General features: G+C 59.2%; 26 protein-coding genes. 8 read left to right on the forward strand and 18 right to left on the reverse strand.

Features of this window, described 5'->3' with window-relative positions:
* Positions 1–3 precede the first annotated feature (3 nt).
* The 6 genes from ACR0KJ_RS14495 to ACR0KJ_RS14520 form a co-directional block, all read right to left on the reverse strand.
* Entirely contained in the window at positions 4–732 is a 729-nt protein-coding gene (locus tag ACR0KJ_RS14495; RefSeq protein WP_480626997.1) for an SDR family oxidoreductase, read from the reverse strand.
* On the reverse strand, positions 729–2,261 hold the full coding sequence (locus ACR0KJ_RS14500) for an ATP-dependent DNA helicase (protein ID WP_480626998.1): 1,533 nt from the start codon (positions 2,259–2,261) through the stop codon (positions 729–731). The genes ACR0KJ_RS14495 and ACR0KJ_RS14500 overlap by 4 nt, the downstream gene beginning before the upstream one ends.
* A 61-nt stretch (positions 2,262–2,322) precedes the next feature.
* Positions 2,323–2,961: an acyl-homoserine-lactone synthase gene (locus ACR0KJ_RS14505; protein ID WP_480585723.1), complete on the reverse strand. Its 639-nt coding sequence runs from the start codon at positions 2,959–2,961 to the stop codon at positions 2,323–2,325.
* Positions 2,962–3,043: 82 nt separating this feature from the next.
* On the reverse strand, positions 3,044–3,763 hold the full coding sequence (locus tag ACR0KJ_RS14510; protein WP_480585720.1) for a helix-turn-helix transcriptional regulator: 720 nt from the start codon (positions 3,761–3,763) through the stop codon (positions 3,044–3,046).
* A 365-nt stretch (positions 3,764–4,128) separates the two neighbouring features.
* Positions 4,129–5,415 carry a crotonyl-CoA carboxylase/reductase gene (ccrA, locus tag ACR0KJ_RS14515; protein ID WP_170455623.1) on the reverse strand — a complete coding sequence of 429 codons (1,287 nt, stop codon included), beginning with the start codon at positions 5,413–5,415 and terminating at the stop codon, positions 4,129–4,131.
* 112 nt (positions 5,416–5,527) lie between these two features.
* Positions 5,528–6,916, reverse strand: a complete 1,389-nt coding sequence (locus ACR0KJ_RS14520; RefSeq protein ID WP_480626999.1) for a 1-acyl-sn-glycerol-3-phosphate acyltransferase — start codon at positions 6,914–6,916, stop codon at positions 5,528–5,530.
* Positions 6,917–7,060: 144 nt separating this feature from the next.
* Here ACR0KJ_RS14520 and ACR0KJ_RS14525 point away from each other — a divergent pair, with 144 nt between their 5' ends.
* From ACR0KJ_RS14525 to deoD, 3 genes are all read left to right on the forward strand, one after another.
* Entirely contained in the window at positions 7,061–9,028 is a 1,968-nt protein-coding gene (locus ACR0KJ_RS14525; RefSeq protein ID WP_170624005.1) for a protein meaA, read from the forward strand.
* Between the two features lie 126 nt (positions 9,029–9,154).
* Entirely contained in the window at positions 9,155–9,472 is a 318-nt protein-coding gene (locus ACR0KJ_RS14530) for an H-NS histone family protein (RefSeq protein WP_170455626.1), read from the forward strand.
* 17 nt (positions 9,473–9,489) lie between these two features.
* A complete protein-coding gene (gene deoD, locus ACR0KJ_RS14535; RefSeq protein ID WP_480627000.1) occupies positions 9,490–10,203 on the forward strand; it encodes a purine-nucleoside phosphorylase in 714 nt (237 codons plus the stop codon).
* A gap of 271 nt (positions 10,204–10,474) precedes the next feature.
* Here deoD and ACR0KJ_RS14540 read toward each other — a convergent pair whose 3' ends face one another.
* From ACR0KJ_RS14540 to ACR0KJ_RS14590, 11 genes are all read right to left on the reverse strand, one after another.
* On the reverse strand, positions 10,475–10,621 hold the full coding sequence (locus tag ACR0KJ_RS14540; RefSeq protein ID WP_170455628.1) for a hypothetical protein: 147 nt from the start codon (positions 10,619–10,621) through the stop codon (positions 10,475–10,477).
* A 135-nt stretch (positions 10,622–10,756) separates the two neighbouring features.
* Positions 10,757–11,536 (reverse strand): succinate dehydrogenase iron-sulfur subunit, encoded by a 780-nt coding sequence (locus tag ACR0KJ_RS14545; protein WP_170455629.1) that lies wholly within the window; start codon positions 11,534–11,536, stop codon positions 10,757–10,759.
* Between the two features lie 13 nt (positions 11,537–11,549).
* Positions 11,550–12,176 (reverse strand): sulfotransferase, encoded by a 627-nt coding sequence (locus ACR0KJ_RS14550; RefSeq protein WP_170624007.1) that lies wholly within the window; start codon positions 12,174–12,176, stop codon positions 11,550–11,552.
* Between the two features lie 99 nt (positions 12,177–12,275).
* Entirely contained in the window at positions 12,276–14,084 is a 1,809-nt protein-coding gene (gene sdhA, locus ACR0KJ_RS14555) for a succinate dehydrogenase flavoprotein subunit (RefSeq protein ID WP_480627001.1), read from the reverse strand.
* A 23-nt stretch (positions 14,085–14,107) separates the two neighbouring features.
* Complete coding sequence (locus ACR0KJ_RS14560) at positions 14,108–14,479, reverse strand: succinate dehydrogenase, hydrophobic membrane anchor protein (protein WP_170455634.1); 372 nt, start codon at positions 14,477–14,479, stop codon at positions 14,108–14,110.
* An 11-nt stretch (positions 14,480–14,490) separates the two neighbouring features.
* Positions 14,491–14,874 (reverse strand): succinate dehydrogenase, cytochrome b556 subunit, encoded by a 384-nt coding sequence (gene sdhC / locus ACR0KJ_RS14565; protein ID WP_480627002.1) that lies wholly within the window; start codon positions 14,872–14,874, stop codon positions 14,491–14,493.
* A 183-nt stretch (positions 14,875–15,057) separates the two neighbouring features.
* Positions 15,058–15,750, reverse strand: a complete 693-nt coding sequence (locus tag ACR0KJ_RS14570; protein ID WP_480627003.1) for a DUF1194 domain-containing protein — start codon at positions 15,748–15,750, stop codon at positions 15,058–15,060.
* A 77-nt stretch (positions 15,751–15,827) separates the two neighbouring features.
* Positions 15,828–16,856 (reverse strand): MaoC family dehydratase, encoded by a 1,029-nt coding sequence (locus tag ACR0KJ_RS14575; protein ID WP_480627004.1) that lies wholly within the window; start codon positions 16,854–16,856, stop codon positions 15,828–15,830.
* Positions 16,856–17,062: a DUF1737 domain-containing protein gene (locus ACR0KJ_RS14580; protein WP_170455640.1), complete on the reverse strand. Its 207-nt coding sequence runs from the start codon at positions 17,060–17,062 to the stop codon at positions 16,856–16,858. Before ACR0KJ_RS14580 ends, ACR0KJ_RS14575 begins: the two co-directional genes overlap by 1 nt.
* 12 nt (positions 17,063–17,074) lie before the next feature.
* The gene (locus ACR0KJ_RS14585) at positions 17,075–17,629 is read right to left on the reverse strand and encodes an NnrU family protein (protein WP_170455642.1); all 555 of its coding nucleotides are present in this window, start codon (positions 17,627–17,629) and stop codon (positions 17,075–17,077) included.
* A gap of 7 nt (positions 17,630–17,636) precedes the next feature.
* Positions 17,637–18,494, reverse strand: a complete 858-nt coding sequence (locus ACR0KJ_RS14590; protein ID WP_480627005.1) for an HpcH/HpaI aldolase/citrate lyase family protein — start codon at positions 18,492–18,494, stop codon at positions 17,637–17,639.
* 179 nt (positions 18,495–18,673) lie between these two features.
* Between ACR0KJ_RS14590 and ACR0KJ_RS14595 the strand changes: the two genes are divergently transcribed.
* Complete coding sequence (locus ACR0KJ_RS14595) at positions 18,674–18,979, forward strand: hypothetical protein (protein ID WP_480627006.1); 306 nt, start codon at positions 18,674–18,676, stop codon at positions 18,977–18,979.
* Here the strand turns inward: ACR0KJ_RS14595 and ACR0KJ_RS14600 are convergent.
* Positions 18,976–19,731, reverse strand: coding sequence for a sulfite exporter TauE/SafE family protein (locus ACR0KJ_RS14600; RefSeq protein WP_170455649.1), 756 nt, complete (start codon positions 19,729–19,731; stop codon positions 18,976–18,978). The genes ACR0KJ_RS14595 and ACR0KJ_RS14600 overlap by 4 nt on opposite strands.
* A 160-nt stretch (positions 19,732–19,891) precedes the next feature.
* On the opposite strand from ACR0KJ_RS14600, the gene mdh reads away from it, so the two are divergent.
* The 4 genes from mdh (at position 19,892) to sucD (ending at position 23,594) form a co-directional block, all read left to right on the forward strand.
* Positions 19,892–20,854 (forward strand): malate dehydrogenase, encoded by a 963-nt coding sequence (mdh, locus tag ACR0KJ_RS14605; RefSeq protein WP_170455651.1) that lies wholly within the window; start codon positions 19,892–19,894, stop codon positions 20,852–20,854.
* A gap of 319 nt (positions 20,855–21,173) precedes the next feature.
* The gene (sucC, locus tag ACR0KJ_RS14610; RefSeq protein WP_170522250.1) at positions 21,174–22,367 is read left to right on the forward strand and encodes an ADP-forming succinate--CoA ligase subunit beta; all 1,194 of its coding nucleotides are present in this window, start codon (positions 21,174–21,176) and stop codon (positions 22,365–22,367) included.
* A gap of 4 nt (positions 22,368–22,371) precedes the next feature.
* Positions 22,372–22,698 carry a hypothetical protein gene (locus ACR0KJ_RS14615; RefSeq protein ID WP_424832379.1) on the forward strand — a complete coding sequence of 109 codons (327 nt, stop codon included), beginning with the start codon at positions 22,372–22,374 and terminating at the stop codon, positions 22,696–22,698.
* 14 nt (positions 22,699–22,712) lie between these two features.
* A complete protein-coding gene (gene sucD, locus ACR0KJ_RS14620; protein ID WP_170350627.1) occupies positions 22,713–23,594 on the forward strand; it encodes a succinate--CoA ligase subunit alpha in 882 nt (293 codons plus the stop codon).
* Positions 23,595–23,597: the final 3 nt, after the last annotated feature.

Below are 23,597 nucleotides of genomic sequence, written 5' to 3' on the forward strand. Positions count from 1 at the left end.
CGCTTAGCCCCGCCCGATATAGGGCATCGTGGTAGCCATCACGGTCATGAACTGCACGTTCGCCTCGGGCGGCAGATTAGCCATGTGCAAGACAGATCGCGCTGCGTCCTGCACGTCCATTGTCGGGTCCGGCGTTTCTCCGTTCGCGACGGCCGCATCGACCAGCCCCTGAACCATCTGCGTGCGGGCGTTTCCAATGTCGATCTGACCGCAAGCGATGCCAAAGTCGCGCCCATCCAATGACAGGCTGCGGGTCAGGCCGGTGATGGCATGTTTCGTGGCCGAGTAATGCACCGAGTTGGGGCGTGGAACATAGGCCGCAATCGAGCCGTTGTTGATAATCCGTCCCCCTTGTGGCGCCTGGCTGCGCATGAGCCGAAACGCCTCACGCGCGCACAGGAACATCCCGTTGAGGTTCACGTTGACGCTTTGGTACCAATCCTCCAGCGCGATTTCGTCGATTGTGCCACCGGGGGCAAAGATGCCCGCGTTGTTGAACAGGACATCCAGCCGATCGGCCCGGTTGGCAAAGGATCGAAAGGCTCGGGCCACGGCGATGGGGTCCGTCACATCCGCAACCAATGGCACAGCGCGCGGCTGACCGTCAGCCATCGCGGCCAGCTTGTCTTCGCTGCGGGCCAACAGGCCGACCATCCAGCCCTCGGCCAGAAACAGCTCGGCCGTGGCCTGCCCGATGCCCGAGCTTGCGCCAGTGACGATGATGGTTTTCATGTCTCTTCCGCCTCCAATGTCAGGGATGCCGCAGGGACCGCGCGCAGGTCGTCCACGCGCAGCGGATGGGTGGGTTTCGACAGTCGGTTGCGCACCACCCAGATCAGCCGCTCCTGCGCCCGTGTGATGGCCACATAGGCCAGCCGTTTCCACAATGGCTGCCCGGCCTCGGTCCGGCCCATCCGGGCTGCTGCATAGATGTCTGGTGCAAAGACTTGTACCGTGTCCCATTGGGACCCTTGCGCCTTGTGGATCGTCACCGCCGCGCCGTGCAAAAACGTCGCCCCCATGCGGGCAGCATAAGGGATGAACGGTTCTTCTTCGTCCGGTTTTTCGATCTGCACAATCGACGCTGCACTGACCTGAGGGTCCTCGGCCCCCATCACATGCAAGCGCGAAAACCCCGGCTTGCGCCCCGGCCCAAGATAGACAACCTGAGCGCCCTTGATCAGCCCGCGCGCCTCAAGATCCAGCCGCTTCTTGCGGTGTTTCAAAGGCAGTTCGATCCCGTCACAGATCAGAGGTTCGCCTTCCAGCAACTCGGTATCCGGCGCACCATGGACCTGCCGGAACGCTTGGATCAGCCGGATGCGCGTTGCATTGCGCCAGACCAGAACCGGGCTGCGGGCCATCAGATCAACCTCGACCCGCTGGCCCCAGACCACACGATCATCGCGGCGGGCGGTGTCTTCGACCAGACGCTCGAAATCTTCGAACCCCATGGACGGATCGGCCAACGCATGGGCCAGATCGAGGATCGGGTTATCCGCGTCCTGCCGGTGGACCCGGTGCAGCACCAGCTTGCGCGGCTCTGGCAGCGCCTCGAACACCATGCTGCCGGATTGGTTGACCGGGGCAAGCTGAGCGGGGTCGCCGAACATCAGCAGGGTCGGGAAGATCTCTTTCAGGTCTTCGAACTGCCGGTCATCCAGCATCGAGGCTTCGTCGACAAAGCCAATATCCAGCGGCTCATCCCGGCGTTTCCAGCCGGTGATGAAATCCGATCCACGCAACCCCGCAGCCGCCAACGCGCCGGGAATTGATTTGTTGTTTTCATAAAACGCCGCCGCGCGGTCTAGCGCCTCATCTGTCAGGCCCTCGATCTCGGGCCGGTCGTCATTTCCGGCCAGCCATTCGGCGATGCGTTCATATTCGGGGTCGTATACCGGCGTATAGAGGATGCGGTGGATGGTCGTGGCCGGAACACCGCGCAGGCGCAGGACGCTGGCGGCCTTGTTCGTGGGGGCCAGAATCGCAAGCGTGCGCTTGTCCCTGGATTTACGGCTTTCATAGTCGCCCGACACGATCTGAACGCCGGTTTCGGCCAGCGCCTTATACAGCTCTGCCAGCAACAGAGTCTTGCCTGACCCCGCCTTGCCGATCACCGCCATCACACCGGATTTTCCGGCCCCCGGCAGTTTGAGCAGCGCATCATCTTCCAGGTCCACACCGGCTGAGCGCAGCATCTCGGCGATGCTGTCATATGCGGCGGCCTGATCGTCCGAGAAGGTCACATTGGGCAAAGACATGGCGCGACCCTACAAGGCCGCGCCAGCCACCACCAGATGCGGAATGCCGTTTTCGTCACCGTCACGCAGACAAGGCAAACCGGTGCCGTCTGCCGGGGCCAAAAGCAGTCCTGAACCACAGGCGCGACAGGTCGCGGGGGATGCCCGCACGCGCTGCCACGCGATTGCAGTCATCTGCCGAATAGGGCCACAGCCCGACCGAGATCTGATCGCGCCCCTTGCCTTCTGTTCCCAGAACGATCGGGGACGAGCCGATCATGCGATAGATGCGTATCATCCGCGCATCGAACACCCCGGCGATATGGGTCAGGCCGAACCCTTCCATCATCTCGCCCCCGCTGAGCATGATGGCCCCGGCGGTATGCGGACTGGCGGTCCGGGACAGGCAAAAGCGCGTCACCTCCCAGATCAAGGGGCTGCAGATCGGCTCGCCCTCGTTCAGATGGCCAAAGACTTCGTTCACCATCACCGGGCCGGTTGTGGGCAGCACCCGCATCGATCCCCCGTGGCTGCCATCGGGTTCTTCCCAGATGACATAGAGCGGATTGAGATCGTCATATTGATCCCGCTCTTCCCCTTTTTCGTTAACGTGCACGTCCCAACCCAAACGGGTTTTGAACTGATCTGCGCGATCGCGAAACATCCCCTCGGCCAGAATTGGAAATTTATGCAGCTCGTCAGCATACAGATAACGCAACATGACGTGTTCCCCTCGTCGTTCTTTTAAGAACGAAAGGGGTACAGAGACGTGGTTAATTAACTGTTCGAGGACCGTACGTTGCTTAAACCACTATTAACCCGCGGCTGAGTGCTGTGGCTATTGCGTGCGTTGTGTTCTGCGCGCCCAGTTTCGACCGCGCGCTTTCGATATAGACCCGCAAAGTATGCTCGGAAATCGATAGCGAATGGGCCACCTGCGCGCGGCTATATCCAAGCGCCAGCAGGGTAATCGCGTCGATCTCTCTGGGTGACAGGCCACGCGTCGACTCGGGCTGCCTGTCCTTTTCAAACTCCAGCGCTTTGCGATTGATGTAATGCGCCACCAGGATCAGCTGTTGCCCGTAGGTCGAGATGAAATCCTGCCAGGTCTGGTCGTCGCAACTGTGGTTCACGGTGAACAGCGCGAATTGCCCGTTGGGCCCCCGGATTGGAATCGAATAGCCCTGGTTGCCGATCCCATGCGCCAGTGCGTCCTGAAGAAAGGCCTTGGCCACTTTGCTCGACCAGTCCAGCGCCTTCCAGTCAACCGGGTGGAACCGCTGGAAGCAGCCCAGAATGACAGGGTCGATGCGGTGGTAGTTCTTTTCCCGATACCGTTCGTCCCAGTCATCGGAATAGGTGGTACAGCCGTATTGATCACCGGCCCCGTCCACCCAGTGATAGGTCAGATGTGCGACCTTCAGACGGTCACGTAATCGAAATGCAACCGCGCTGAGCTCGTCAAGCGTGCTGGTGTTTTCCAAATCCTGCAGGATCTGACCCAAATCGAGTTCTGTTCCCATCCGCGGGCGCCCGTGCCTCATCCTTCATGGACGCGATCTCGGCCGCAGCGATCAGCCGTGTATCATCCAGCTGCTCGGCCAAGGCGGTTAACCCATTCGCAACGGCGAACGCGTTGAGGTCCGACAATACGTCCAAAATCCACTCATTTTGCGCCATCAGGGTCTCTCTGAAACAGTTAACGAAGGGTTAACACAACCATAACATGTATGATCTTTTTCAGCCTATTCACCGGTTTCTACTCCCCAAAAACAGCGAGGGGTGATTTTGCAACCTGTTGAAAGGCCGAAGGGCGGGTGAAAAACGCAAAACACCCGCGAACCGAAAGGCCGATTCGCGGGTGTTTCTTGTCTGTTTCGCGGTCAGATTAGGGACGCGCGTCCAACACCTCTTCCAAGGTGCGCATACCGGTCCGCGGGGCCTGAACCAGAACCGACATGTTGCCCGGTTTATGCTCGTTGCGCAGCATTTTCATATGCGCCTCGGGCAGATCATTCCACGAGAACACTTCGGACATGCAGGGATCCAGACGACGCTCGACCATCAGTTTGTTCGCGGCTGCGGCCTGTTTCAGATGCGCAAAGTGCGAGCCCTGCAGGCGCTTCTGGTGCATCCACATATAGCGCACGTCGAAGGTGCAGTTGAACCCGGTGGTGCCGGCGCAGATCACAACCATGCCGCCTTTCTTGACCACAAAGGTCGAGACCGGGAAGGTGCTTTCGCCCGGATGTTCGAACACCATGTCGACATTGTTGCCTTTGCCGGTGATGTCCCAGATCGCCTTGCCGAATTTGCGAGCCTCTTTGAACCACTCGGCGTATTCCGGGGTGTTCACGGTGGGCAATTGACCCCAGCAATTGAAGTCCTTGCGGTTCAGAACACCCTTGGCACCCAGCCCCATGACAAAGTCACGCTTGCTTTCGTCCGAGATCACACCGATCGCATTGGCGCCTGCGGTGTTGATCAGCTGGATCGCATAAGACCCCAGACCACCTGAGGCACCCCAGACCAGAACGTTCTGACCGGGTTTCAGGTCATGCGGCTCGTGACCGAACAGCATCCGATAGGCGGTGGCCAGCGTCAGCGTGTAGCAGGCGGCCTCTTCCCAGGTCAGGTGCTTGGGGCGCGGCATCAACTGCTGTGCCTGCACGCGGGTGAACTGGCTGAACGAGCCGTCGGGTGTCTCGTAACCCCAGATGCGCTGGCTGGGCGAATACATCGGATCGCCGCCGTTGCATTCTTCGTCATCGCCATCGTCCTGGTTGCAGTGGATGACAACCTCGTCGCCGACTTTCCAGCGCTTGACCTTGTCACCAACGGCCCAGACGATGCCCGACGCATCGGAACCCGCAATGTGATAGGGCGCCTTGTGGCCGTCAAACGGGCTGATCGGCTGACCCAGTGCAGCCCAGACGCCGTTATAGTTCACGCCCGCAGCCATCACCAGAACCAGCACTTCGTTGCTGTCCAGGGTCGGCACATCGACCACTTCCTGCTGCATGGCGGTGTTGGGCTCACCATGACGTTCTTTCCGGATTGCCCAGGCATACATCTGCTTGGGCACAAACCCCATCGGAGGGATTTCCCCCATCTCATAGAGGTCCTTTTCGGGTGCCTCGTACGACGCGATACCGCTTTCGGTGTCCAAAGCCATGCTGGCCTCCTTCTCTCAATACCTTTGCCGCGACGCAGAATCGCGCGCTTCATCGACTGGAATATTGATCGACGCGAAATATTGCAACCGTTTTTGGATCGAATTTGTAATTTTATGACCCCGCAGGTGCAGAAATTTCTTTCGCATCCGCAGAATCATCGGAATTCATGTGGTTGGGCAGTGAGTTGGCGTAGAAATCGAGAAGATCTCCGCGCTGGCCAGACAGGCATAGCATGTCCCCATCTCGGCTCAGAATGCGGCGCTCGACAAACTGATCCAGCGCGTCTGTCACGGCTGTCGCCGTCTCGGCGGATTCGCCGCCATCCTGCTCCATCATCGCAACGATCCGAGCCTTCACGTCCTGCTCGGGCATCGGCCCATTTTCGCGCAACAACGAACAGGCCGCCGGGCCGGGCACCATCGGAATCGCCGCCCCGATCCGCACCATCAGCGCGCGGGCCAGATCGGTCATGATGTCATCGCCCGCCCTGGCCGAGAATTCCTTGAGCGAGATCGGCTGGCCATACCGCACCGAGGCCACGCCGAACCGTTTGTACCGCCCGATCAGGCGACGCCAGAGCTGCTTGACAATCCAGCTGGTGATGACACCGATCCGCGCACGAAAGCGCCGCTCGGTCCCCAGTGCGGCATGGGTCAAAATGGTGTCTTCCAACACCCGGTCATAGTTCAGGGCCACAGGCACGAACACAACATCCCGCCCGTCCGGCGAGGTGCCATCGATGATGTATTTCAACAATCCCAACTTAGGCCGACCCAGCGCGCCGGTCAGGCTCAGCCCGCCTTCGGGGAACATCGCCTGGGTCACGCCTGCCTCGGTCGCGTGGCGGACATAGCTGGCCAGGACCTGCCGATACAGCTCACTACCGGACTTCCGTCGGATGAAATACGCCCCCATTGCCCGGATCAACCGGCTGAGCGGCCAGACCCGCGCCCATTCCCCCACAGCATAAGACAGGGCCGACTGCTGCGCCGCCAGATAGGTGACCAGCACGTAGTCCATGTTACTGCGGTGATTCATGACAAAGACAACCGTTGCCTCGGGGTCGATGTCCTTGACGGCGCTTTCGTCTTCATAGCTGAGGCGCACGTTGTAGAACGTGTTGCTCAGCAACCGGGCCAAACGAATGGCAAAGCTGAAATAGGCAAAGGCCGAGAACGAGGGCACGATTTCGCGCGCATAGCGGCGGGCCTTTTCGAAGGCCACCGCCTCGGGGATGCCCTCCTCGCGCGCGTGGTTTTGAACGGCGTGCCCGACCTGCGGGTCATAGATCAGCCGTTGGATCATGTCATGCCGCCGGGCCAGCTTGAACGGCTGAATCGGGCGTTGCAGACGTTTGTTCACTCGCGACACCGCCCGTTCCAGCCTGCGGCGGAAAAACCAGCGCACCGATGGGAACAGGAAATGCGACGCGAACGTGACCATGGCAAAGACCACGATCAGCAGGAAAAGCCAGAGCGGAAGTTCCACGGTTTGCATCATGTCGGCACAGTGCCACTAATCGAAACCGCTCACAATCTGCACAATTTTGAAATGCCGCAACGCAGCGAATTGACATGTCCTGAAAATTGCGCTTTAGAACCCTCATACGTAATTTTGTTACCGAACGACATGCGAGGCCCGCCCATGACGCAGACGCAGAAAGACCGCCCCTGGCTGATCCGGACCTATGCCGGTCATTCCACCGCCGAAGCCTCGAACGCGCTGTATCGTGGAAACCTGGCAAAAGGTCAGACCGGCCTGTCGGTGGCCTTCGATCTGCCGACGCAAACCGGCTATGACAGTGACCATACTCTGGCCCGTGGCGAGGTTGGCAAAGTGGGCGTGCCGGTCTGCCATCTGGGTGACATGCGGGTTCTGTTCGACCAGATTCCGCTGGAGCAGATGAACACCTCGATGACGATCAATGCCACGGCCCCGTGGCTGTTGGCGTTGTATATCGCGGTGGCCGAGGAACAGGGCGCGGATGTCTCGAAACTGCAAGGCACGGTGCAGAACGACCTGATCAAGGAATACCTGAGCCGTGGTACCTATGTCTGCCCGCCCAAACCGTCGCTGAAGATGATCGCGGACGTGGCCGAGTACTGCTATACCCACGTGCCGAAATGGAACCCGATGAACGTGTGTTCTTATCACCTGCAAGAGGCAGGCGCGACGCCGGAACAGGAACTGGCCTATGCGCTGGCCACCGCCATCGCAGTTCTGGATGAATTGCGCCCTCGTGTTCCGGCCGAGGATTTCCCGGCGCTGTGCGGGCGGATTTCGTTCTTTGTGAACGCGGGCATCCGCTTTGTCACCGAGATGTGCAAAATGCGCGCCTTCGTCGATCTTTGGGACGAAATCCTGCAAGACCGCTACGGCGTCGAGAACCCAAAATTCCGCCGATTCCGCTATGGCGTTCAGGTGAACTCGCTGGGCTTGACCGAGCAGCAGCCGGAAAACAACGTCTACCGCATTCTGATCGAGATGCTGGCCGTGACCCTGTCGAAAAAGGCCCGCGCCCGTGCGGTGCAGTTGCCGGCTTGGAACGAGGCGCTTGGCCTGCCCCGCCCATGGGATCAGCAATGGTCGATGCGGATGCAGCAAATTCTGGCTTATGAGACCGACCTGCTGGAATATGGTGACCTGTTCGACGGCAACCCGGCGGTGGACGCCAAGGTCGAGGAACTGAAGGAAGGCGCGCGCGCCGAACTGGCCAACCTCGATTCGATGGGGGGTGCCGTTGCCTCGATCGAGTACATGAAATCCCGCCTTGTCGATTCCAACGCCGAGCGTCTGAACCGGATCGAACGCAATGAAACCATTGTGGTCGGCGTGAACAAATGGATCGAGGGTGAGCCCTCGCCCCTTCAAACCGAAGATGGCGGGATCATGGTTGTTGATCCGGCTGTCGAGCAGGAACAGATTAACCGCCTGAACAACTGGCGCGCCGAGCGGGATGATGCCGCCGTTACGGCCGCACTGGCCGCGCTGCGTGAGGCTGCGCAGAACGGCACAAATGTGATGGAGCCGTCGATTGCCGCCGCAAAGGCCGGTGTCACCACCGGTGAATGGGCCGAGGAAATGCGCAAGGTTTACGGCACCTATCGCGGCCCGACAGGTGTGTCGGGCTCGGTTTCGAACAAGACCGAAGGTCTGGACGACCTGCGCGCCGCGGTGGACGCCGTCAGCGACAAGCTGGGCCGCCGCCTGAAATTCCTGGTCGGCAAGCCCGGTCTGGACGGCCATTCGAACGGTGCGGAACAAATCGCATTCCGTGCGCGGGATTGCGGTATGGACATCAGCTATGAAGGTATTCGCCTGACCCCCGAAGAGATCGTGACCGCCGCCGCAGATGACGACGCGCATGTCATCGGTCTGTCGATCCTGTCCGGCAGCCATCTACCGCTGGTCGAGGATGTCCTTGCACGGCTGCGCAAAGCGGGTCTGGATCACATCCCTGTCGTTGTCGGCGGAATTATTCCGGATGAGGATGCGGAACAATTGAAGGCCATGGGCGTCGCAAAAGTCTACACCCCCAAGAATTTCGAACTCAATTCGATCATGGGCGATATTGTGGAATTGGTGGACCCGAAAAACCTGGCCGCTGAATAACGGACGTTTTTACCAATTATTTCCCCGTTTCTATTCCCAATTCATTGGGAGTAGAGTATCGCGTTGTTTGCAATTGCGGTGCGCCTTGGCGCACGCGGTAACACTTATCAGGACGGAGACAAGATTATGGGGATAAACCTGGAAACGATGTCGCGAAAAGAGCTGGTATCTCTGCGCGAAAACGTCGAAAAAGCCCTTGTAAACGCTGAGAAACGTGAACGTCAGGAAGCGCTGAAAGCGGCGGAAAAGGCAGCTGCTGAATTTGGCTTCTCGCTATCCGAATTGTCGGGCGACGCGCCGCGTTCCGTAAAAGGCAGCAAGGCACAGGCCAAATACCGCAACCCTGCAAATCCGGACCAGACATGGACAGGTCGTGGCCGGAAACCGCAATGGGTTCATGATGCGCTGAAATCCGGCGCGGATATTTCCGATCTGGAAATCTAATCAGGACAGGTGCCGAAATGACGATTCATATTGGCGCGGAAAAAGGTGAAATCGCCGAAACCGTTCTTTTGCCCGGCGATCCGTATCGCGCGAAATGGGCCGCTGAGACGTTTCTGGACGATGTAAAGCAGGTCAACAACGTTCGGGGCATGTTGGGCTTCACCGGCGGCTGGAAGGGCAATCCTGTCACCATTCAGGGCAGCGGTATGGGAATGCCGTCTTTGTCGATCTACGTGAATGAACTGATCCGGGACTATGGCGCGAAAACGCTGATCCGCATCGGGTCCTGCGGTGGGATGCAGGACAGCGTGAATCTGCGCGACGTCATTCTGGCAATGACTTCGACAACGCTCAGCACCCCTTCGCGGGGCATCATGAAAGAGATGAATTTTGCTCCCTGTGCAGATTGGGATTTGCTGCAGGCCGCCGCCGTGGCGGCCAAGGCAAAAGGCACGCCCACCCATATCGGCGGCATCTATTCGTCGGATGTGTTCTATGACGAACGCCCTGATCTGAACGAACAGATGGTGCGTCACGGCATTCTGGGCGTCGAGATGGAAGCGGCCGAGCTTTACATCCTCGCCGCCCGTCACAAATGCCGGGCTTTGGCCGTGTTGACCGTGTCCGATCATCTGCTGACCGGTGAGGCACTGCCCTCATCCGACCGCGAAAGCAGTTTTGGTGATATGGTCGAGATTGCCCTGCACGCCGCCTTTCCGGAAGCAGGCTAAACTGGAACGGGCAGAGGACCCCTCTGCCCGGTTTCTATCGGCCTGAAGACTGGCGCAAACACTGGGTTGGGCTGTCAGAACTTTCCGTTTTTGCGCCGCAATAGGCGCAGACCCACCGACCTTCATCGCGATGTTGCCGCCATCGGCACTCGCGCGTCAGTGAAGACGTGCGCGACCGCCAGAAGAAATAGGCAAAGACCCCGGCGGCCAGAAGTAGCAAAAGAACGGGCATGGTTCTGTTTCGCCCATACCGTCGGCAATTGGCAAGCCGTCAGGCGGCATTTGCGTATTCAAACAGCTCTGGCTCTCGCGCCTTTAGGGCCGGTGCTGGTTCCGGCGTGTAATAGGCCCAGGCCTGCTCAAGCAGGTCCAGCGCTTCTTTGGCGGTCACTTTCGGGGTTTGTGGTTTTGTTGTCATCGGAGTGATCCTGATTTGATCCCATCACTCCTCCCTACTGCAAATCTAGACCGAGTCGCACCGGGCTGCATCGCCTGATTTTGCAATAGCGGCATGCGCTTGCCGCAACCCGGCAAGCGCTGATTCAAAAACGCCTTAAACCGAGCGTTCGATCATCATTTTCTTGATCTGCGCAATCGCAGCCGCCGGGTTCAGACCCTTGGGGCAGGTCTTGGCGCAATTCATGATCGTGTGACAGCGATACAGCTTGAAGGGATCTTCCAACTCGTCCAGACGCTCACCCGTGGCCTCATCCCGGCTGTCAATGATCCAGCGATAGGCGTGCAGCAGGGCGGCGGGGCCAAGGTAGCGGTCGCCGTTCCACCAGTAGCTGGGACAGGATGTCGAGCAGCTGGCGCACATGACGCATTCATACAGACCATCCAGTTTCTTGCGGTCTTCGATGGATTGCTTCCACTCTTTCGCCGGGCGGTTGGTCTTGGTTTCCAGCCACGGCATGATGGATGCGTGCTGAGCGTAGAAATGGGTCAGATCGGGGATCAGGTCCTTGACCACCGGCATATGCGGCAGCGGATAGATTTTCACGTCGCCCTTGATCTCGTCCATGCCGTAGATACAGGCCAGCGTGTTGATCCCGTCGATATTCATCGCGCAAGAGCCACAGATCCCTTCCCGGCAGGACCGGCGGAAGGTCAGGGTCGGGTCGATCTCGTTCTTGATCTTGATCAGCGCGTCCAGGATCATCGGACCGCAGTTGTCCATATCGACAAAATAGGTATCGACGCGCGGGTTTTGCCCGTCATCCGGGTTCCAGCGGTAAATCTGGAACTTGCGCAGGTTTTTCGCACCCTCCGGTTTGGGCCAGGTCTTGCCGGTGGTGATCCGGGAATTCTTGGGCAGGGTCAGTTGAACCATGTCAATTCTCCATTCAGCCTGTCCGGGCGCGCTTGGACGCGCCGCGATTATAGTGCCCCCAATGGGCTATGTTCACGTCAAAATCCGGAGACAGCCAGTCGGCAATGGCCTGCGGCTCGTCCCGGTCGATATCAAATCGCAGAAACCTTGGGTTTCCGGCGAAATAGTCCTGCACTTCGGCATGGTGCACGTCGTACATATGCGCCCAGCCCTGTTTCACTTCGTCCGCCGATTGACCGTTGGCCTGACAGCAACGATCCAGATACCGGCCCTGGTTGTGGCGCGCGCGGGATGTGATCCAGTCGTCCCGATTGCGCGTGTTCAGCAGGAAATAGGCATCCGGGTAGCCCGCGTGCAGTTCGCGAAAGAACCGTGCACCGTCCAGCATGAAGCGGACATTGACAAAGGCAATGTCGGTAAACGCCCGAACAGCGCCAAACCCGTCCAGAGGTTTGCGGCCCATGGATATATTTGTCACCATGCGATGCGCCAGATTTTCGCCCCGCTCATCCACCCAATGCACCGATGGGATGCCGCTGTCCTGAAACAACCTGTGGAACGAGGTCGTTGCGCAGCGGTTGAGACCGACCAGAATGATCTTCGGATCGGCCTGAGCAGAGCGTAACGCCTGAACCGTCATACCAGCCCCCAGACACAGCACAGTGTCCAACGGCCATAGGTCGCAGCGTTGTCCGTGGGTATTTGGCGTTTGCACACCATTGCCTGGTCAATACGCTCCTTAGAAGGTCCGCGCCTTGGGCGCGATTTTCTTGAGGCTGATGCCGCCTTCGTCCTCGTTGGTCAGCGGATCGACGATGACCGGACGATAGCTGAGCTCGACCTTGTTGCCCTCGACCCGGCTGACAGTGTGAACGCGCCAGTTTTCGTCATCGCGTTCGCTGAAATCCTCATGCGCGTGGGCGCCGCGGGATTCCTTGCGCGCCTCGGCGCCGACGATGGTGGCCAGCGCGCTTGGCATCAGGTTGGTCAGTTCCAGCGTCTCCATCAGGTCGCTGTTCCAGACAAGGCTGCGGTCGGTGACTTTCAGGTCGTCCATCTTGGCGGCGATGGCGGTCATCTTCTCGACGCCCTCGGCCATAGTCTTGGCGGTACGGAACACGGCGGCGTCGGCCTGCATGGTCTTCTGCATCTCAAGCCGCAGATCGGCGGTTGGGATCGCACCGCTGGCGTTGCGGACCGTGTCGAAGCGGTCAAACGCCTTATCAACCGACGCCTGGTTCAGAACCGGGTTCGGAGCACCGGCATCGACAACCTTGCCCGCCTTGATCGCCGCCGCGCGGCCAAAGACCACAAGGTCGATCAGCGAGTTCGACCCCAGACGGTTCGCGCCGTGGACCGAGGCACAACCGGCCTCACCCACAGCCATCAGGCCGGGAACGACAGCTGTCGGGTCATCGGCGGTGGGGTTCAGAACCTCACCCCAATAGTTGGTCGGGATACCGCCCATGTTATAGTGCACGGTCGGCAGAACCGGGATCGGTTCTTTGGTGACATCGACACCGGCGAAGATCTTGGCACTTTCCGAAATGCCCGGCAGACGCTCTGCCAGCGCCTCGGCAGGCAGGTGGCTGAGGTTCAGGTGGATGTGATCCCCTTCGCCGCCAACACCACGGCCTTCGCGAATTTCCATCGTCATCGAACGCGAGACATAGTCGCGCGGAGCCAAATCCTTGTACTGGGGCGCATAACGCTCCATGAACCGCTCGCCTTCCGAGTTGGTCAGGTAACCACCTTCGCCCCGTGCGCCTTCGGTGATCAGGCAGCCCGAGCCGTAGATGCCGGTCGGGTGGAACTGAACGAATTCCATATCCTGCAGCGCCAGGCCTGCGCGGGCCACCATTCCACCACCGTCGCCGGTGCAGGTATGGGCCGAGGTGGCGCTGAAATACGCCCGACCATAGCCACCGGTCGCCAGCACAACCATCTTGGCGTTGAAGACATGCATGGTGCCGTCGTCCAGCTTCCAGCAGACAACGCCCTGACACTGCCCGTCTTCGGACATGATCAGGTCGATGGCGAAATATTCGATGTAGAACTCGGCATTGTTCTTGAGGCTTTGCCCGTACAGCGTGTGCAGGATCGCGTGGCCGGTCCGGTCGGCGGCGGCACAGGTGCGCTGCACGGCGGGGCCTTCGCCAAACTCGGTGGTGTGGCCGCCGAAGGGGCGCTGGTAGATCTTGCCTTCTTCGGTCCGGCTGAACGGCACGCCGTAGTGCTCAAGTTCGTAAACCGCCTTGGGGGCTTCACGCGCAAGGTATTCCATCGCGTCCGTGTCACCCAGCCAGTCCGAGCCCTTGACGGTGTCGTACATATGCCACTGCCAGTGGTCCGGCCCCATGTTCGACAAAGACGCCGCGATACCGCCTTGTGCTGCAACCGTGTGTGAACGTGTCGGGAAAACCTTGGTCACACAGGCCGTGCGCAGGCCCTGTTCCGCCATACCCAGCGTTGCGCGCAGACCGGCGCCACCTGCCCCGACAACCACAACGTCATATTCGTGGGTTTCATATTCATATGCTGCTGTCATTATCTCTGATCCTTAGCGCGTCATCACAGGGCCAGCTTGACGAGGGCAAACAGCCCCGCAGCCATCAGCGTGTAGCCAAAGGCCCACATCGCAACGAGTGTGATCTTTTCCGCGATCCCGTGCACGTAATCCTCGATGGTTTCCTGCGCCTCATACATGAGTTGCAGCAGACCCACGACCAATGTCAGACCGGTGACAATGGCCGGGAAGGGACGGGCGAAATAGGCCAGAACCTCTTCGTAGGTTCCGCCAATGCCATAGCCAAAAGTGAAGATGAACAGGGGCACCAGAATGGCCAGGATCATCGCCCGGACCATGGTGCGCCAATGTGTTTGCGTTCCGGATTTCCCTGCGCCCAGGCCTTGCGCGCGTTTGCGGTCGGTGAGGTATTGCATCGCCATTCTCCTTACACCAACAGCATGGTGATGATGGTCAGAACGGTCGCCCCGACAAACATGCCAATGCCCATCTTCTCGGACACATCAACGTCGAGGCAATAGCCGAAGTCCCACACCACGTGACGTAACCGCCCCAGCGTGTGGTACCACAGTGCCCAGACCCCACCCGTCAGGATGAGCTGACCGAACCAGCTGCGCAGAAAGCCGTCGATGCCAGCAAATGCGGCCTCGGACGTGGCCGCGGCAAGCAGCCACCAAACCACAAGTGCTGCGATGACAAACACTGCAAGACCCGACAGTCGAACCATGATCGACGACAACGAGGTCATCTGCGGGCGGTAGATCATAATATGTGGCGAGAGCGGGCGATTGCCCCGATTGACATCGGCCATGGCGGCTCCTCTTACTTTGGCTACCAGTCGTTTTACCTTTTTTTCCTGTGCTGTCACGTGCTGCACCCGCAAAAACGGGTAATTTTAGTGCAAAATGGACGTTTTGCCCCATATGTGATCACACTAAATAATACTGTGATCACAAATCACATGCAGCCATCTCAATGTTAGCGTTTTCACTGATCAATCAATGTGATCACGAATCTTCCCCACCTGTTCCAGGGCGGCAGATTGCTGGGTGACTTCGCGCAGCAGCTTTTTGCGAATGCGTTCGGGGTAGTCCGCAAACCCGGCTGCGGACACGACAAACGCCCCTTCTCCGACAATGACGTTTTCGTAGAAATAGGCTGTAAGATCAGGCTCACTTTCTTCAATGGCGATGGCATTTACGGTTACGCCGCGATCCTTCAACAGCCCATGGATTTGCGTGGGTTCAACCCCTTCGTTCGAGATTCCGTCGCCCGAGATGTCGATCAGCAGCCGCTTGCATTCCGACACGGTATCAAAGCTGGACACCGTGGTCTCCAATGCCTCACCAATCGCGGTTGAAAAATTGCGCCAGACGCGTGGATCTTGCGCCACCTGATCGGCAAACCGGTCGAGCGCATCGAAGCTGTCGATCCGGGTCCAGGGGATCGTCACCCTTTGGCGCGAGGCCCCGGTCCACTGCACCAACATCAACTGGGCCTGCCCACGCACCAATGCCTCGGATACAATCGGATCGCGCAAGCCAGCCGCCAACCCATCCATCTGAATGCGGAACTCGTTGCTGTCCACAGACCCCGAGACATCCACCGCAAGCGCCAGCGCCAGATCACAGGACCACGCAGGGGGCGCTAGGCAAAGGCAGGCGGCAAGTGTGCGAAGCAGGGTCATGCCGCCAACCTAGCACGGAAAATCAACGCTGTACTCACATCAGCGTCATCAGATCCGCGCGATCTGACCGGGTCACATCACATTGGGATCAGGGCCCAGTAGTCGAGGTCAAGCAACACATCCGGGTGATACTTGCCGTCTTCATTGCGCAACTCAAACGGCGCGCCACCTTTGGTCGCGACCAGCCGCAGGCGAAGGGCACCGACGCCCGGAACATCGGTTTCGGCTTTGTCCAGAACCTCGGACCAGGTCTTGATCGTGTCACCTGCAAAACACGGGTTTGCATGTGCACCACCGTTCAGCCCCACGATCATCTGCGCATTGGCCAGACCGTTGAAAGACAGTGTCCGCGCCATCGAGATCACGTGACCGCCATAGATCAATCGCCCCTCGGGCCGGAAGGTCAGGTCGAAATGCACCTTGGCGGTATTCTGCCACAGGCGGGTTGCCAGCATATGCTCGGCTTCTTCGACGGTGACGCCATCCACGTGATCGATCTTCTCTCCGATCTCATAATCGCCCCAGCGATGGGGTTCGCCCGACTGCATGAAATCGTAGTTCGAGAAATCCAGCCCCTCGGGCACAACCAGATCCTGTGGCTCCAGAACCTTTTTCAGCTCGGGCACAACGGTGTCCGGCGCGGGTGCATCCAAGTTCGACTTACGAACCATGACCCAACGCACATAGTCGATGACAACCTCATCCAATTGGTTCAGACCACGGGTGCGCACCCAGACCACGCCGGTTTTGCCGTTCGAGTTCTGCTTGACCCCGATCACTTCGGAAACCGAGCGCAGCGTGTCGCCGGGATAAACCGGTTTCAACCAACGCCCTTCCGCATAGCCCAGATTGGCCACCGCGTTCAGCGACACATCCGGCACGGTTTTGCCAAAGACCACATGAAACGCCGACAGGTCATCAAGGGGGCTTTCCGGCAATCCGCAGCTGCGCGCAAATTCGTCCGAGGAATAAAGCGCATGCCGCGCCGGATACAGCGCATGATACAACGCCCGCTCGCCATCCGTTACGGTGCGGGGCACTGCATGAGTCAGCACCTGCCCGACGGAATAATCCTCAAAAAAGCGGCCCGGATTGGTTTTTGCCATTATTGCTGTCCCAGTTTCATTTCAGGGGAGTAGTCGCCTTCGACCTCTTTGGTCACGGCCTGCGCACAGCGCATGACGCTGTTTGCCGTGTCATAGGCATAGGATGGGTCGCCATACAGCTCCCATCCTTTGGCCAATGCGTCCGACACTTTGTGGCAGAAGGCGGATGTGTCTTCTTCCGTCAACAGACGATAAAGCTTTGCCATTATTTCAGTTCCTTATCCGCCGAAGGGGGACGGGCCGACCAGACCGTGGATATAACCGATGATGCCCAGCAAGACGATCGAGGCGACAAAGAACATCGCGTCCTTGCCATAGGTGCCGGGCTCGCCCGGGGTCCATTCGGGTTCGGACTTGTTGATCACGATCACTTCGACCACCGCCCAGGCCAGCAGCCCTCCGAACAGGACAATGGACGCCAGATCGCCGTTTACCAGCAGATGCGCAAAAGCCCACAGCTTGAATCCGCCCAGCATCGGGTGGCGAACCTTGTTCAGCAGGCGGCCTTTCGCACCAGCCGGACTCATCAGATAGATCGCGATCAGCACCAGCAGGTTGTTGACGTGGATCAGAAAGGTCGGCGGGGCCCAGACATGGATGAAGTCGGTCATGCGATAACCGAAGATCATCAACAGGATCGCCGCGACCAACGCCAAGGCCACCGCGCCCTTGCCCGCATCGCCCAACGCGGCGCGTTGATCCGGCATGACGCGTTTGAACAGATGTGCGGCCCACCAAAGCGCCACCCCGAGGATCAGAAGTACAAAACCCATTGCTGGCTTACCCCGCTTGCAAAGCTGTAATCGCCTCCGCTTTTGCCAGAATTTCACGTGCGGTTACAACATGCAGGTTTTCGACAATCTTGCCGTCAACGACAGCAACGCCCTGCCCTTGCGCCTCGGTCTCTTCAAAGGCGGCGATCTGGCGGCGGGCCAGATCGATCTCGGCATCCGAAGGTGCGAAGGCCTCATTCGTGACCTCGACCTGCGCCGGGTGGATCAGAGTTTTACCGTCAAAGCCCATATCCCGGCCCTGCGCACATTCGGCGGCCAAACCTTCTGTGTCTTTGAACGCATTATATACGCCGTCCACAATGATCAGACCTTCGGCCTTGGCCGCCAACAGGCACAGGCCCAAAGACGTTATCAGCGGCAGGCGATCCGGGCGGAAGCGTGTCTGAAGCTCTTTCGCCAGATCGTTGGTGCCCATGACAAAGCCCGCCATCAGGGGATGGGCCGCAATCTCGGCCGCGTTCAGCATCCCGCGCGGGGTTTCCATCATCGCCCAGATCGGCAGATCCCCGGTGATTGCGGCCAAAGCGTCGACATCAGCGGCCGAGCTCACCTTGGGCAGCAGAACCACATCGGCATCCATGTCCCGCACGGCTTCGGCATCGGCGCGGCCCCATTCGGTGTCCAGCCCGTTGATTCGAACGATCTTGACCCGCGAACCATACCCGCCAGTGGCCAGGGCTGCCTTGAGCGTCTCGCGTGCATTCTCTTTCTCGTCCGCTGCAACTGCATCTTCCAGATCGAAGATGATCGCATCAACAGGCAGAGTGCGTGCCTTGTCCAGGGCCCGATCACGCGAGCCGGGAATATACAGAACCGAACGATACGGGCGTTGACGCGGATCCATCGATGCCTCCCTAAGAAATAAAGTTGCGCGGAATGGGCCATTTTTTTCGGGAAACTTCAAGGTCAAAATCGCCGCAACGCAGCATTCGACCCGCCGCGTGACGCAACGCACTTTGGTTTAACCGGATTTCCGGTCCCCGCCCGCAAGCTGACTTGCACACCAAACAAAAGGGGTCGGAGATGAAAAAGAGAGTTGTGAATATGACCATCGGGCTTGGGATCATGGTGTTGGCGGCCCAACAGGTGCAGGCGCAGAACCGCAACTGCGCCCCGCGCGCGGACGTGATCGAGCGTCTGGCCGGCACCTATGGCGAAACCCGCAAGGGGATCGGCATTGCCCGTCAAGGCGCGGTGATGGAGGTGTTTGCCTCGGACGAGACGGGAAGCTGGACGATCACCGTCACCCTGCCGGACGGCATGACCTGCCTTGTGGCCTCGGGCCAGTCCTACGAGGCGCTTACCGAAGCCCTGCCGCCCAATGCCTAAGTCAAAGCGTCCCAGATCAGTTTTGATCCGGTCAGGGTCAGCAGAACATAGGTGATGCCAAAGAACACGCGTTCGGACAGCATGAAATGCGCCCGAACGCCGAGCCAGGCCCCTAAGACGGCAAACGGAGCCAGCAGAAGATTGGCCCAGGCCGTTTGCAGGGTGAAAAGCCCCAGATAGGCATAGGGCACAAACTTCACGATATTGATGACCCAAAAGACCAGCACGGTCGACGCCTGAAATTCGGTCTTCGTCAGGCGCTGCGACAGCAGATAAACCGCGGCAGGCGGTCCCCCGGCATGGCTGACGAAGCTGGTGAACCCTGCCACCACACCGGCAAACACCCCGGCGGATGGGGGCAAACGGTCTGAAAAGCCGCGAATCCAACCTCGGACCTGTGCGATATGCCAAACCACAAACGCGACCGAGATGCCGCCGATCAGCAACCGCAGCACGTCGTCATTGGTCAGGTGGAAAAGGCCCATTCCCAGCACCACGCCGGGTATGCCGCCCAGTATCAACAGGCGGCAATCCGGCCAGCTCCAACGTTTCCAATAGGGGCCAAGCGTCGCCACATCGATGATCATCAGGATCGGCAACATCAGCGCCACGGCCTGCGCCGGGCTCAGGATCAGCGCCAGAATCGACGAGGACGCAAAAGCCACGCCCGAACCGAACCCGCCTTTTGAAATACCGGCAAAGATCACCGCAGGGATCGCCACGGCAAAAAACATCAGGTTCAGTTCGAACATGCGGCGGCCTGCGAATTGGCTTATCTCACAAGCCGTTTAGCGCAATCAACACGGGCAAGGCAAACGGTATGCGGTGGCATGCCGCGCAGCAGGACCCTTGCGCAATTGCCATTTAGCGACTAGCACAACCGCGATTTCAAAACCGACCGGAGAATTCCAAATGGCCAGACCCAAGATTGCGCTGATCGGCGCGGGGAACATCGGCGGCACGCTTGCACATCTGGCAGCTGTCAAAGAACTGGGTGACGTTGTCCTGTTTGACATCGCAGACGGACTGCCGCAGGGCAAGGCACTCGACATCGCAGAATCCGGCCCTTCGGAAGGCTTTGACGCTTCGATGAAAGGCACCAGTGACTACGCCGACATCGCAGGCGCGGATGTGTGCATCGTCACCGCAGGCGTCGCCCGCAAACCGGGGATGAGCCGCGATGACCTGCTGGGTATCAACCTGAAAGTCATGAAGTCGGTTGGCGAAGGCATCGCTGCCCACGCGCCTGACGCCTTCGTGATCTGCATCACCAACCCGCTGGACGCGATGGTCTGGGCGCTGCGCGAATTCTCGGGCCTGCCCCACAACAAGGTCTGCGGCATGGCGGGCGTGCTGGATTCGGCGCGTTTCGCGCATTTCCTGTCGGAAGAGTTCAACGTCTCGATGCGCGACGTCACCGCCTTTGTTCTGGGCGGCCACGGCGACACCATGGTTCCCTCGGTCCGCTATTCGACCGTTGCCGGTATCCCACTGCCCGATCTGGTCGAGATGGGCTGGACTTCGCAGGAAAAACTGGACGCCATCGTTCAGCGTACCCGCGACGGCGGTGCCGAGATTGTTGGCCTGCTGAAAACCGGCTCGGCCTATTACGCGCCTGCGACTTCGGCGATCGAAATGGCCGAAGCCTATCTGAAAGACCAAAAGCGCGTTCTGCCCTGTGCCGCCTATTGCAGCGGTGAACTGGGTGTCGATGGCCTGTATGTCGGCGTCCCGACCGTAATCGGCGCAGGCGGTGTCGAGCGCATCGTGGACATCAAGCTGAACGCGGACGAACAGGCCGGTTTCGACAACTCGGTCAACGCCGTGAAAGGCCTGATCGAGGCGTGCAAGGGCATCGACAGCTCGCTGGCGTAAACCGCGCCTCTGCACACGCATTCCAAACCGGCCTTCTTGCGAGGCCGGTTTTTTCGTGGCTTTCGATCCGGCTGATTTCCGGTCGCTCCTGTTATCGCAAACGTCGCAAACTCTGCTTTTTGAATGTGATTTTATCGATCTACCGGCAAGATCGAATCAAACGCCAGCCCGTTCGGATTTTGTGATCACACCCCAAAAACCTGTGATCACAAATACTGAAAATCTTCCACAAAAACTCGTGACACGTCAAAAAACCCTTTAAACTTGCCCTCTAGACACGCCTATAACGGTTCAATCGTAGTCAAACGGGACAGTTTCGATGAATATCCACGAATATCAGGCCAAAGCGCTTCTTCGCAGCTATGGCGCTCCGGTCTCTGAAGGTCGCGCGGTTCTGCGCGCCGAAGAAGCCAAAACCGCAGCCGGTGAACTGGACGGCCCGCTTTGGGTGGTCAAATCGCAGATCCACGCAGGCGGTCGCGGCAAAGGCTCTTTCAAAGAGGCAGACGCCGGTGAAAAAGGCGGTGTGCGCCTGACCAAGTCGGTCGAGGAAGCCGCCGAAGAAGCCAAGAAGATGCTGGGCCGCACGCTGGTCACGCATCAGACCGGCCCGGCGGGCAAACAGGTCAACCGCATCTACATCGAAGCCGGTTCCGGTATCGAAACCGAAATGTACCTGGCCCTGCTGGTGGACCGCCAGACCAGCCGCATCTCGTTTGTCTGCTCGACCGAAGGCGGCATGGACATCGAAGAAGTGGCCGCTGAAACGCCCGAGAAAATCCTGTCGTTCTCGGTCGATCCCGCGACCGGCTATCAGCCCTATCACGGCCGCCGCATCGCGTTCTCGCTGGGTCTGCAAGGCGCGCAGGTCAAGCAATGCGTCAAGCTGATGGGTCAGCTGTACCAGGCCTTCGTCGAGAAGGACATGGAGATGCTGGAGATCAACCCGCTGATCATCACCGATGGCGGCGACCTCAAGGTGCTGGACGCCAAAGTCAGCTTTGACGGCAACGCGGTTTACCGCCACCCCGACATCGCCGAACTGCGCGACACAACCGAGGAAGACCCCAAGGAACTGGAAGCCTCGAAATACGACCTGAACTACATCGCGCTGGATGGTGAGATCGGGTGCATGGTCAACGGTGCCGGTCTGGCGATGGCCACCATGGACATCATCAAGCTGTATGGGGCAGAGCCTGCCAACTTCCTCGACGTAGGTGGTGGTGCAACCAAAGAGAAAGTGACCGAAGCCTTCAAGATCATCACCTCGGACCCAAACGTCAAAGGCATTCTGGTCAACATCTTCGGCGGTATCATGCGCTGTGACGTCATCGCCGAGGGCGTTGTCGCCGCGGTGAAAGAGGTCGGCCTGCAGGTTCCGCTGGTTGTGCGTCTGGAAGGCACCAATGTCGAGAAAGGCAAAGAGATCATCAACACCTCTGGCCTTGACGTGATCGCGGCGGACAACCTGAAAGACGGTGCCGAGAAGATCGTGAAGGCGGTTAAGGGCTAAGTTCATGGCATCCGCTGTCGAAGGCAAAGCAATCAAAATCACGGAAGGGAATGTGAAAAATAATCACATCCCCATTGCGCACGTCGCGGATTTGTTTCCGGCTGACTGCTTCGGCGGAAGCCGCAAGGCAGCGGCAGCAGCCCCGATAGATGTGATGCTAGACGGCATAGGCACTTTCGAGACCGACATAGCAGAAGACAAAAAAATCCTCCGCATCCGCGCGAATGGTGCAGTTGGAGAGTTTTACAAACGCAGCCATGCGAAAGAAGGAACAAGAATCTTCTTCGAGAAGATTGGGCCTCGCTTATTTCGCATTACGGCTTTCAACTAAAGGAACCATATCAAATGGCAGTCCTCATCGACGAAAATACCAAAGTGATCTGTCAGGGCTTTACCGGCTCGCAGGGCACATTCCACAGCGAACAGGCCATCGCCTATGGCACCAAGATGGTCGGCGGCGTGACCCCCGGCAAAGGTGGGATGACCCATCTCGACCTGCCCGTGTTCAACTCGGTCCACGAAGCCAAGCATGTGACCGAAGCCAACGCCTCTGTCATCTATGTGCCGCCGCCCTTCGCGGCTGACTCGATCCTCGAAGCGATTGATGCCGAGATGGAGGTGATCGTCTGCATCACCGAAGGCATCCCGGTTCTGGACATGATGAAGGTAAAACGCGCGCTGGAAGGCTCAAGCTCGCGCCTGATCGGCCCGAACTGCCCCGGTGTCATCACGCCCGACGCCTGCAAGATCGGCATCATGCCCGGCCACATCCACAAGCGCGGCTCGGTCGGCGTTGTGTCCCGTTCGGGCACCCTGACTTATGAGGCCGTCAAGCAGACCACCGATGTGGGTCTGGGCCAGTCCACCTGTGTGGGCATCGGCGGAGACCCGATCAAGGGCACCGAGCATATCGACGTGCTGGAATGGTTCCTGGCCGATGACGAGACCGAGTCGATCATCATGATCGGTGAGATCGGTGGCTCGGCCGAGGAAGAAGCCGCGCAGTTCCTGGCGGATGAGGCCAAGAAGGGCCGCAAGAAGCCGACCGCCGGTTTCATCGCAGGCCGCACAGCCCCTCCGGGCCGCCGCATGGGCCACGCGGGCGCAATCGTCGCCGGTGGCAAGGGCGGTGCCGAGGACAAGATCGAAGCCATGCGCTCGGCCGGTATCGTCGTAGCCGAAAGCCCGGCGCAGCTGGGTGAGGCCGTGCTGGAAGCGATTGGGTAAGCG

This window comes from Ruegeria sp. AD6, assembly GCF_056542325.1.

Bases quoted from the DNA above. Each gene is read 5' to 3' on its own strand.
- ACR0KJ_RS14550 (WP_170624007.1), bottom strand. From the start codon at position 12,176: ATGACGGTTCAGGCGTTACGCTCTGCTCAGGCCGATCCGAAGATCATT.
- ACR0KJ_RS14600 (WP_170455649.1), bottom strand. From the start codon at position 19,731: ATGTTCGAACTGAACCTGATGTTTTTTGCCGTGGCGATCCCTGCGGTG.
- sucD (WP_170350627.1), top strand. From the start codon at position 22,713: ATGGCAGTCCTCATCGACGAAAATACCAAAGTGATCTGTCAGGGCTTT.
- ACR0KJ_RS14595 (WP_480627006.1), top strand. From the start codon at position 18,674: ATGAAAAAGAGAGTTGTGAATATGACCATCGGGCTTGGGATCATGGTG.
- ACR0KJ_RS14585 (WP_170455642.1), bottom strand. From the start codon at position 17,629: ATGGGTTTTGTACTTCTGATCCTCGGGGTGGCGCTTTGGTGGGCCGCA.
- ACR0KJ_RS14510 (WP_480585720.1), bottom strand. From the start codon at position 3,763: ATGGGAACAGAACTCGATTTGGGTCAGATCCTGCAGGATTTGGAAAAC.
- ACR0KJ_RS14525 (WP_170624005.1), top strand. From the start codon at position 7,061: ATGACGCAGACGCAGAAAGACCGCCCCTGGCTGATCCGGACCTATGCC.
- deoD (WP_480627000.1), top strand. From the start codon at position 9,490: ATGACGATTCATATTGGCGCGGAAAAAGGTGAAATCGCCGAAACCGTT.
- ccrA (WP_170455623.1), bottom strand. From the start codon at position 5,415: ATGGCTTTGGACACCGAAAGCGGTATCGCGTCGTACGAGGCACCCGAA.
- ACR0KJ_RS14545 (WP_170455629.1), bottom strand. From the start codon at position 11,536: ATGGTTCAACTGACCCTGCCCAAGAATTCCCGGATCACCACCGGCAAG.
- ACR0KJ_RS14530 (WP_170455626.1), top strand. From the start codon at position 9,155: ATGGGGATAAACCTGGAAACGATGTCGCGAAAAGAGCTGGTATCTCTG.
- ACR0KJ_RS14580 (WP_170455640.1), bottom strand. From the start codon at position 17,062: ATGGCAAAGCTTTATCGTCTGTTGACGGAAGAAGACACATCCGCCTTC.
- ACR0KJ_RS14505 (WP_480585723.1), bottom strand. From the start codon at position 2,961: ATGTTGCGTTATCTGTATGCTGACGAGCTGCATAAATTTCCAATTCTG.
- ACR0KJ_RS14575 (WP_480627004.1), bottom strand. From the start codon at position 16,856: ATGGCAAAAACCAATCCGGGCCGCTTTTTTGAGGATTATTCCGTCGGG.
- sdhA (WP_480627001.1), bottom strand. From the start codon at position 14,084: ATGACAGCAGCATATGAATATGAAACCCACGAATATGACGTTGTGGTT.
- sucC (WP_170522250.1), top strand. From the start codon at position 21,174: ATGAATATCCACGAATATCAGGCCAAAGCGCTTCTTCGCAGCTATGGC.
- ACR0KJ_RS14520 (WP_480626999.1), bottom strand. From the start codon at position 6,916: ATGATGCAAACCGTGGAACTTCCGCTCTGGCTTTTCCTGCTGATCGTG.
- ACR0KJ_RS14500 (WP_480626998.1), bottom strand. From the start codon at position 2,261: ATGTCTTTGCCCAATGTGACCTTCTCGGACGATCAGGCCGCCGCATAT.
- ACR0KJ_RS14540 (WP_170455628.1), bottom strand. From the start codon at position 10,621: ATGACAACAAAACCACAAACCCCGAAAGTGACCGCCAAAGAAGCGCTG.
- ACR0KJ_RS14570 (WP_480627003.1), bottom strand. From the start codon at position 15,750: ATGACCCTGCTTCGCACACTTGCCGCCTGCCTTTGCCTAGCGCCCCCT.
- ACR0KJ_RS14590 (WP_480627005.1), bottom strand. From the start codon at position 18,494: ATGGATCCGCGTCAACGCCCGTATCGTTCGGTTCTGTATATTCCCGGC.
- sdhC (WP_480627002.1), bottom strand. From the start codon at position 14,874: ATGGCCGATGTCAATCGGGGCAATCGCCCGCTCTCGCCACATATTATG.
- mdh (WP_170455651.1), top strand. From the start codon at position 19,892: ATGGCCAGACCCAAGATTGCGCTGATCGGCGCGGGGAACATCGGCGGC.
- ACR0KJ_RS14615 (WP_424832379.1), top strand. From the start codon at position 22,372: ATGGCATCCGCTGTCGAAGGCAAAGCAATCAAAATCACGGAAGGGAAT.
- ACR0KJ_RS14495 (WP_480626997.1), bottom strand. From the start codon at position 732: ATGAAAACCATCATCGTCACTGGCGCAAGCTCGGGCATCGGGCAGGCC.
- ACR0KJ_RS14560 (WP_170455634.1), bottom strand. From the start codon at position 14,479: ATGCAATACCTCACCGACCGCAAACGCGCGCAAGGCCTGGGCGCAGGG.